This window comes from Arthrobacter sp. 01T428 (assembly GCF_056398685.1).
In genome coordinates this window covers 1-8890 of sequence record NZ_JBFTPW010000039.1, presented here as the reverse complement: position 1 = coordinate 8890, position 8890 = coordinate 1, and the positions used below count along the sequence as shown (strand labels likewise).

At 63.3% G+C, this 8890-nt stretch carries 4 protein-coding genes; 1 reads left to right on the top strand and 3 read right to left on the bottom strand.

All coding sequences use genetic code 11. From position 1 onward, the window contains the following. Window positions 1-405 precede the first annotated feature (405 nt). Genes AC1DJB_RS23475 through AC1DJB_RS23465 form a run of 3 tightly spaced genes read right to left on the bottom strand, consistent with a single transcriptional unit; the run spans window position 406 to window position 7974 of the window. On the bottom strand, window positions 406-4092 hold the full coding sequence (locus AC1DJB_RS23475) for a 1,4-alpha-glucan branching enzyme (protein ID WP_441438453.1): 3687 nt from the start codon (window positions 4090-4092) through the stop codon (window positions 406-408). 1 nt (window position 4093) lies between these two features. Next, window positions 4094-5890: a maltose alpha-D-glucosyltransferase gene (gene treS / locus AC1DJB_RS23470; protein ID WP_284992057.1), complete on the bottom strand. Its 1797-nt coding sequence runs from the start codon at window positions 5888-5890 to the stop codon at window positions 4094-4096. 5 nt (window positions 5891-5895) lie between these two features. Continuing rightward, window positions 5896-7974, bottom strand: a complete 2079-nt coding sequence (locus tag AC1DJB_RS23465) for an alpha-1,4-glucan--maltose-1-phosphate maltosyltransferase (RefSeq protein WP_441438452.1) — start codon at window positions 7972-7974, stop codon at window positions 5896-5898. Window positions 7975-8105: 131 nt separating this feature from the next. On the opposite strand from AC1DJB_RS23465, the gene glgP reads away from it, so the two are divergent. Next, window positions 8106-8890: alpha-glucan family phosphorylase (gene glgP / locus AC1DJB_RS23460; RefSeq protein ID WP_476910966.1), on the top strand; the 785-nt coding region annotated here is incomplete at its 3' end.

Below are 8890 nucleotides of genomic sequence, written 5' to 3'. Positions count from 1 at the left end.
AGGCCCGGCAAAATCAACCAATTCATAAAAACAAATCGGTATCAACAAACTTGGCACACTATTGAGTTCTCAAACAACAGACACACCCGGCACCACCCACACCCACCAAAGGGCCCAGACTCGCTCCGGAGCAACTTCCCAAACTTACCGGCTGCTTGCCTCCTAGTCAAATCAGCGTTCTTGACTTGATTTTCACGAGGAACTCAGTCAACTTCACCGATCTCCACTGGGGAGCAGCGCGGGTACTAACTATACCACCACTTCGCCGGGGAGGCAAAACCCCCCTCCGGGCGGCTTCTACGCTCCAGCAGGCGCCCCTGAGATCCCACGCAAAGGGCCCGGAAACTCAAAGTTTTCCGGACCCTTCACCCTCAGGCAAGCTTCACCCTCACGCAAACAGGACAACTACCCCACAGGCGCGAACCAAGAGGCTCCGAGCGGCGGCAAGGTGACGGTCAGTGCCGCAGGCAGCCCTTCCGCCCCGGGTGCGGTGGCAAGAAGTTCACCGCTGTTGATCACACCCGAGCCTCCGTAGACCTCGGCGTCAGTGTTGAGTACTTCCTGCCATGCGCCGGCGGCCGGGACGCCGAGCACATAGTCCTGGTGCGGGCCTCCCGAGAAATTCACGGCGCACACCAAGGGGTTGCCGTCGTGGTCCCACCTGATAAAAGTCAGTACGTTGCGATCCGCGTCCGCGCCGTTGATCCACTGGAAACCGCCGGGCTCGTTGTCCCGGACGTGAAGGGCCGGCGTCGAGCTGTACAGCGTGTTCAACTCGCGCGTGAGCAATTGCAGTCCTCGGTGCGCCGGGATGTCGGCAAGGAACCAGTCGAGCCCGTGCTGTTCGGACCACTCGGCCTCTTGGCCGAATTCGGTGCCCATGAAGATGAGCTGCTTGCCCGGGTGGGCCCACTGGTACGCCATGAACGCCCGCAGGTTGGCGAGCTGCTGCCAACGGTCGCCGGGCATCTTGCGCAGCATGGATCCTTTGCCGTGCACTACCTCGTCGTGGCTAATGGGCAGCAGGAAGTTCTCCGTGAAGGCATAGACCATGGAGAACGTCACTGTGCCGTGGTGCCAGCGGCGGTTCACCGGGTTTTCGGAGATGTACTTGAGGGAATCGTGCATCCAGCCCATGTTCCATTTGAGGCCGAATCCGAGCCCACCGTGGTTGGTCGGCGCGGTGACACCGGGGAATGCGGTGGATTCCTCGGCAATGGTCACTGCGCCGGGGTGGGTCTTGTAGATCGTGGCGTTGACCTCTTGGAGGAACGAAATCGCTTCCAGGTTCTCGCGTCCACCGTGGACGTTGGGGAACCACTCCCCTTCCTCTCGCGAATAGTCCCTGTAGAGCATGGAGGCCACGGCGTCCACGCGGAGTCCGTCGATATGGAATTCCTCGAGCCAGTAGAGCGCGTTCGCGACCAGGAAGTTGCGAACTTCGGTGCGGCCGAAGTCGAAGATGAGCGTGCCCCAGTCCGGGTGCTCACCGAGCCTGGGATCGGAGTGCTCGTACAGTGGTTCGCCGTCGAAACGGGCGAGGGCCCAGGCATCCTTCGGGAAGTGCGCGGGGACCCAGTCCAAGATGACGCCGATGCCCGCCTGGTGCAGCGAATCGACAAGGAACCTGAATTCATCCGGATGCCCGAAGCGGGAGGTCGGAGCAAAGTAGGACGTGACTTGGTAGCCCCATGAACCGCCAAAGGGGTGCTCGGCCACCGGCATGAACTCGACGTGGGTGAACCCGAGCCACTTCACGTACTCAACGAGGTCCTTGGCCAACTCCTTGTACCCGAGGCCAAGGCGCCAGGAACCAAGGTGGACCTCGTACACGCTCATGGGCGAGTTGTGCGGATCCTTGTTGGCGCGCGCGGTCATCCAGGCGTCGTCCTTGAAGCGGTAGCCGGACTCCACTACGCGTGACGCGGTCAAGGGCGGAACTTCGGTTCCGAAGGCGAGCGGGTCGGCTTTCTCCACCCAGTGTCCGGCCTTGGTGAGCAACTCGAATTTGTAGCACGCCCCTGCTACAACGCCCGGGATGAAGACCTCCCAGACGCCTGAAGACCCGAGTGAGCGCAAGGCGTGCTCACGCCCATCCCAGGAGTTGAAGTCACCCTTGACGCGGACTGCCTGTGCGTTGGGGGCCCAGACGGCGAAGGAGACGCCGTCCACATCGCCGAGCGGGGAGCGGTAGTGCTGGACGTGGGAGCCCAGCGTGTCCCAAAGCCGTTCGTGCCGGCCTTCTCCGATGAGGTGCAGGTCCACTTCCCCGACGGTTGGAAGGTAGTGGTAGGGATCGTTGATCGTCACGGGCGCGGAATCGCCGTACACGACGTCCAGTCGGTAGTCCGGTACGTGGCCTTGCTGCAGCGGTTCGAGGACAGCCACCCAGATGCCGTCGGTCTCGTGGGTCATCGCGGTGGAACCACCTTCGGTGACCACAGATACCTCCGCAGCGAGGTGCTTGACCGTACGGATGGTGACGTGACCGTGGTCGTCAAGGTGGGCGCCCAGCACCGAGTGCGGGGCGTGGTGCGCACCAGCGGCCACCCGGCCCAGGGTAGCGGCGTCCACATACAGCGGGACTCGGGGCCGTTCGGTACGTGCTGAGCCTGTCATTTCCTTACCTTCCGATGTCGCCGCGGCATCCGTGCCGGGGCTCGTGTTTCCGAGGAGCTGCCGCGAAGCATTGACCGGAATGGGCAACCAGTCCGGCCTGTTCCGCAGCTCATAGATCACCTCGTACAAGGCCTTGTCCAGCCACAATGCCACAAACAGCGGCGAGCGGCGGTCAATCGTTCCAGGGGTGATGTCGCTGTAGCCAGCCAGGAAGGCCTCGGCGCAGTCGTCAACCCACGTGGCGGGAACCCGGGCGCCCGGGTTCTCGCGGATGGCCGCACCGGCCGCGTAGTCGAAGGACCGCAGCATCCCGACGACGTCCCGCAGGGGAACGTCGGGAATGTTACGGTGTTCAATCGGCCTCAGTGGTTCGCCCTCAAAGTCCAGGATCGCCCACCGCGCAGGTTCGCCCGCGGCGCCAGGCACCAAAAGGATCTGGCCCAAGTGAAGGTCTCCGTGGATGCGCTGCAGGGTTCCGGCTTCCTTGCCCGCCAATTGCGCCAGGAGTGCCTCGAGCTGCTGCTCATGGGGCCCGACGGCGGTGCCCGCCTCAGCCCACGACTGGCGGACGCGCCGGGCTACTTCGGGCGCGATGTCCTGGCCCGGAACGCGTTCCGTGGCGGTTCCGAGGGTTTCCGCGAGGCGCAAGTGCACGGTGGCAGTCGCTTGGCCCAGTTGCCGGGCTTCGGCGGCGAAGTCTTTGCCTGATGCCGCGGCGTCGACGGCGAGGCGCCAAGCGTCCTGCCCGCCGGCAAGGAACTCGTGGGCAACGGCGAAATCCGCCGAGGCTGTTCCGTGGCGACCCTGGGGCGTCCACACCTCCCAGGTTCCCGTGATCCACCCTAGGGTGGACGGCACTTCCTTCGTTCCCGCCGAGGTCAGGGCCGCACCGACTTCCACCTCGGGGTTTTTGCCGACCGACAGGACCCGGAAGATCTTCACGATCGCCGCGGACACGCCATCGTCGACGATCACCGAAGTATTGGACTGCTCGCCGGAAGACACCCGCACGGATCCTGAGGCGGTGGGCAGCCGCAGGCCGCCCGGCACCGTATGTCCGCTCGCGGTGCACTCCCCCACTCCGGGATCGGCGGTGGCCTGGCCCCGGATCAGATCCAGCCATGCCGTCACGAATTCAGGATCGTGCGGGGCGTCGTATACCCAGAGAGGCGGATCCTGCTCGCTTGTTCCACCGATCTGGCCCACCGAGGCAGTTGCCAAGGCGGCGGAGGGCGCGGAGCGAAAGCTGAGCGGCACTTGGACGATGTCTGTCTGCCTCCCGCCATCGGCCGTGGCGTAGGCGACGGAGATCAGCTGGACCTCCAAGGCGGTCCCGGAGGTGGGCGCAGGAAGACCGAACGAGCCGACGAAATCCAGTTCGAACAACCCTGCCTTGACCGGAAACCAGCGCTGCCGGGGCAGCCATTCCTTGAGCAGGGGGGCCAGGACCGTGGTGGGTGCCATGTGACTCATGTCAGCCTTCGATGGAAAGCACTGGGATGGCCTGGGTGTACGGCGAGGAGCCTGTGGAACCTGCCGAACGTATCCGGAGCCAGAAGAAGTCGTGGCTACCGAGCGTGAGGGTGAGGGAGCCGTCGGCGCCGATCCCCGGGAACGGCTGGCCGCCGAACACGTCCCTCAGGCCCCTTCCGGCGTATTCAGGGATATCCAGGGTTGTGGCAACCGGATGTTGGGACAGGTTGAAAACGCAGAGGATGGATTCGGCATCCTCGCCTTCCGGATTGTCCTCCCGGAGATCACGCATGTAGGCGAGAACCACCTCGTGGTCCGCCGGAACGTGTTTGAAGTCGCCTAGCCCGAAGGCCGGGTGGTTCCTCCGCACGCTCAGGATCTGGCGTGTCCAGCGCAGGAGCGAGCCGGAATGGGCTGCTTCGGCCTCGACGTTCGCCATGCTGTAGTTGTAGACCAGCGACTGGATGACGGGGAGGTAGAGCTTTCCGGGATCTGCGTTGGAGAAACCCGCGTTGCGGTCGGGGTTCCATTGCATCGGCGTGCGGACCGCGTCGCGATCGTCAAGCCAGATGTTGTCTCCCATCCCGATTTCATCCCCGTAGTACAAGAAGGGGCTGCCGGGCAGGGAAAGCAGCAACGCATTGATCAGCTCGATCTCGGAACGGGAATTGTCCAGCAGCGAGGCGAGCCTCCGCCGAATACCGATGTTGGCCCGCATGCGCGGGTCCGGGGCGTACCAGCCCAGCATGGCGGCACGCTCGTCGGCGGTGACCATCTCCAGGGTGAGTTCGTCGTGGTTGCGCAGGAAGGTACCCCATTGCGCGCCGGCAGGGATTCCCGGGGTATCCCGGAGCGTCTCGATGATGGGTGCGGCCTTCTGGTCGCGGAGTGCGTAGTACAAGCGCGGCATGATGGGAAAGTGGAAGGCCATGTGGCATTCCGGTTCTTCCTCCGTGCCGAAGTACTCCACGACGTCGTGCGGCGGCTGGTTCGCTTCGGCGATGATCACTCGGCCCGGGTAGTTCTCGTCCACCATCTTGCGCAGATCCCGCAGGAAGCCGTGGGTGGCCGGCAGGTTCTCGCAATTGGTGCCCTCTTCTTCGAAGAGGTACGGGATGGCATCTGCCCGGAATCCGTCAATGCCTTGGTCCAGCCAGAACTTGACGACGTCGTGGACGGCCTCGATGACCTTGGGGTTTTCGAAGTTCAGGTCGGGCTGGTGGCTGAAGAACCGGTGCCAGAAGAACTGCCGGCGGATAGGATCGAACGTCCAGTTCGACTCTTCCGTATCCACGAAGATGATGCGCGCGTCCTGGTACTTCTCGTCGGTGTCACTCCACACGTAGAAGTCGCCGAACGGGCCGTCCGGGTTCTTGCGTGATTCCTGGAACCAAGGGTGTTGGTCCGAGGTGTGGTTCAGCGGGAGGTCGATGATGACCCTGACGCCCCTCGCATGCGCTTCGGCCACGAGCCGCTTGAAGTCGCTGATGGTGCCGAACTCGTCCAAAACGGACGTGTAATCGGAAATGTCGTAACCGCCGTCGCGCAAAGGCGAATCGAAAAACGGCGGCAGCCACAAACAATCCACTCCGAGCCACTGCAGGTAATCCAGCTTGTCGATCAGTCCGTGGAAGTCACCAGAACCGTCGCCGTTCGCATCCGCGAAGGCCCGCACCAGCACTTCGTAGAAGACCGCCTTCCGATACCAATGAGGGTCGTGTTGAAGACCCGGGGCGTTCAGCTCGAAAGTGTTCTTCGGCGTGAAGTACTGACTCTGACCCTGCGGATTGAAGCTCACTAAGGCTACCTCCGGATATTGAGAATGTGTGCCGGTTCTACATGGGCGTCCAGCCGGACGTAGTTGTACTCGCCCCACTCCCAGCTTTCGCCGCTGACCAAATCATCCACCCAGAATCGTCCGTTGGCGGTGAAGTCGGATGGATCCAGCGAAAGAGCGGACAGATCCAGCGTCACGGTGCTTTCCCTGGTGCCGTGGGGATCGACGTTTACCACGATGATCAGGGTGTCCTTGCTGCCGTCGGGCAAGGTCTTGTGCTTGGAGAACACGATGGTGGCGTCATCCGTGCTGTGATGCAACGTCAGGTTCTGCAGATCACCCAAGGCCGGGTGGGCCTTCCGGATGGCGTTAAGCCGTGTGATGTACGGGGCGAGGCTGTGCCCGGAAGCCGCCGCCGCATCCCAGTTGCGGTCCTTGAACTCATATTTCTCGTTGTCGATGTACTCTTCGGCGCCGGGACGCGCCACATGCTCGTACAGCTCGAATCCGGCGTAGACGCCCCAGAGCGGGCTGGCCGTGGCTGCCAGTGCGGCGCGGATGCGGAACGCGGCCGGGCCGCCGTATTGGAGGTATTCGGTGAGGATATCCGGGGTGTTGACGAAGAAATTCGGCCGGAAGTACGCCGGAGATTCGTGGCTGACCTCCTGGAAATACGATTCCAGTTCGGTCTTGGTGTTCCGCCACGTGAAGTACGTGTACGACTGCTGGAAACCTGCCCGGCCAAGGGCATGCATCATCGCGGGGCGGGTGAACGCCTCGGCGAGGAAGACGACGTCGGGGTGCTTTTTGTTGACCTTGGCGATCAGCCATTCCCAGAACCACACAGGCTTGGTGTGGGGATTGTCCACGCGGAAAATCTTCACGCCGTGGCTTACCCACAGGAAGACGATCCGCAGGATTTCCTTCGATAGACCGGCGGGATCGTTGTCGAAGTTCAGCGGATAGATGTCCTGGTACTTCTTCGGCGGGTTTTCGGCATAGGCGATGCTGCCGTCAACCCGGGTGGTGAACCATTCCGGATTGGTCTTCACCCAGGGGTGGTCCGGGGCGGCCTGCAAGGCCAAATCCAGCGCGACCTCGAGGCCCAGCTCATTGGCGCGGGCCACGAAAGCGTCGAAATCCTCGAAGGATCCCAATTCCGGATGGATGGCGTCGTGGCCGCCGGCTTCGGAGCCGATGGCCCACGGCGAGCCGGGATCCTGCGGACCCGGAGTCAAGGTGTTGTTGCGCCCCTTGCGGTGCTGGAAGCCAATCGGGTGGATGGGCGGCAGGTAGATGACGTCGAAGCCCATGTCCGCGACGGCGTCGAGCCTCTTGGCCGCCGTCGTGAAGTTGCCTGAAGTCCATGTTCCCGTGGTGGGATCGAAAACGGCACCTTCGGAGCGGGGGAAGAATTCGTACCAGGCCCCGCGGCCGGCGAGGTCACGCTCCACGAGCAGTGGGTATTGTTCCGAGACGGTCACCAGCTCACGGATCGGCTGGCGTTCGACGACGGCCGCGACCTCTGGGCTGAAGCCGGCGGCAAGGCGCTCCTCGGCAGTCCTCGAAGTGTCGGCGAGGCCTTCGGAGGCAGTGCGAAGGATGCGTTTGTCTGCGGCATTTCGCGTGCTTTCGGCAGCGGCTTCCGCGAGCAGGGCGACGCCCTCAGCGAGCATCAGCTCCACGTCGATGCTGGCCTCGACCTTCACTTCGGCGTTGTGGTGCCACGTGCCGTAGCGGTCGTGCCAGGCCTCGATTGCGAAGGTCCAGGCTCCAGGCGCCGTTGGGGTCAGCAGGCCCTCCCAACGGTCCGTTCCCTTGCCACGCTCACCCGGGGCCGGGGCAAGCCGGACACGTTGGCGTTCTTTGCCTTTGGGGTCCAGCAGGACGGCGCTCACCCCCAGCTGGTCGTGGCCCTCGCGGAAGACCGTGGCGCCAACCACCAAATCTTCACCCGGCAAGGCCTTGGCCGGGAACCGGCCTTCCTCGATGACGGGCTGCACGGCCGTGATCGGGAATCTGCCGAACTTAAGACCCTCGGTGATACCGGCCTTCTGCTTGGACTTGGATGCTGAGCTGGATCGCGGTGCTGCAGTAGTGGTCACAACCTCGACGTTAGCGAGAAAAATCACATTTTGCGAAGAGGTACCCCAGACTCTTCCGCGCAATGTGTCATTTACCTAAAAGAAACCGAAAGCTGTTCCTGCCGTCCACCGAGTGGATTAGTGTGGCGCTCGTGAAGGCAATCCGAAGGTTTACAGTCCGTACACTGCTCCCCGAACCGATCCGGCCGTTGGCTCGTCTCGCGACAAATCTGCGCTGGTCGTGGCACCGGGCTACGCGCGAGCTCTTTGCAAGCCTTGACCAGGAATTGTGGGAGGAGAGCCATCACGATCCAATAAGCCTCCTGGGGTCAATCAGCCGCGATCAGCTGGACCAACTTGCTTCCAACAATGAACTTGTAGAGCGTGTTCAGCATGCTGCCGCGGATCTGGACCGGTACCTGAGTGAGCCGCGCTGGTACCAGGGCCTGGGTCCGGATGCTCCGGCGTGCATCGCGTATTTCTCGCCCGAGTTCGGCATCACCGAGGTTCTTCCGCAGTATTCCGGCGGGCTCGGGATCCTGGCCGGAGACCACCTGAAGGCCGCCTCGGACCTGGGCGTGCCGTTGATCGGCGTCGGGCTGCTGTACCAGGCGGGCTACTTCAAGCAGTCCCTGTCCCGGGACGCCTGGCAGCAGGAGACCTACCCGGTCCTTGACCCCGACGGCCTGCCCCTGACGCTGTTGCGCGAACCGTCCGAGGACGGCACAGGCAAGCCTGTGACGATCTCGCTGCCGCTGCCCAACGGACGCAAGCTCAACGCGCACATCTGGCGGGCCGACGTCGGGCGCGTGCCGCTGCTGCTGCTCGATTCGAACGTTCCGGCCAATGACGACGCCGCGCGCGGGATCACGGACCGCCTCTACGGCGGCGGCGGTGACCACCGCCTGCAGCAGGAACTGCTGCTGGGCATGGGCGG

Coding starts and splice junctions, on each gene's coding strand:
- AC1DJB_RS23475 (WP_441438453.1), bottom strand. CDS start 4,092: ATGAGTCACATGGCACCCACCACGGTCCTGGCCCCCCTGCTCAAGGAA.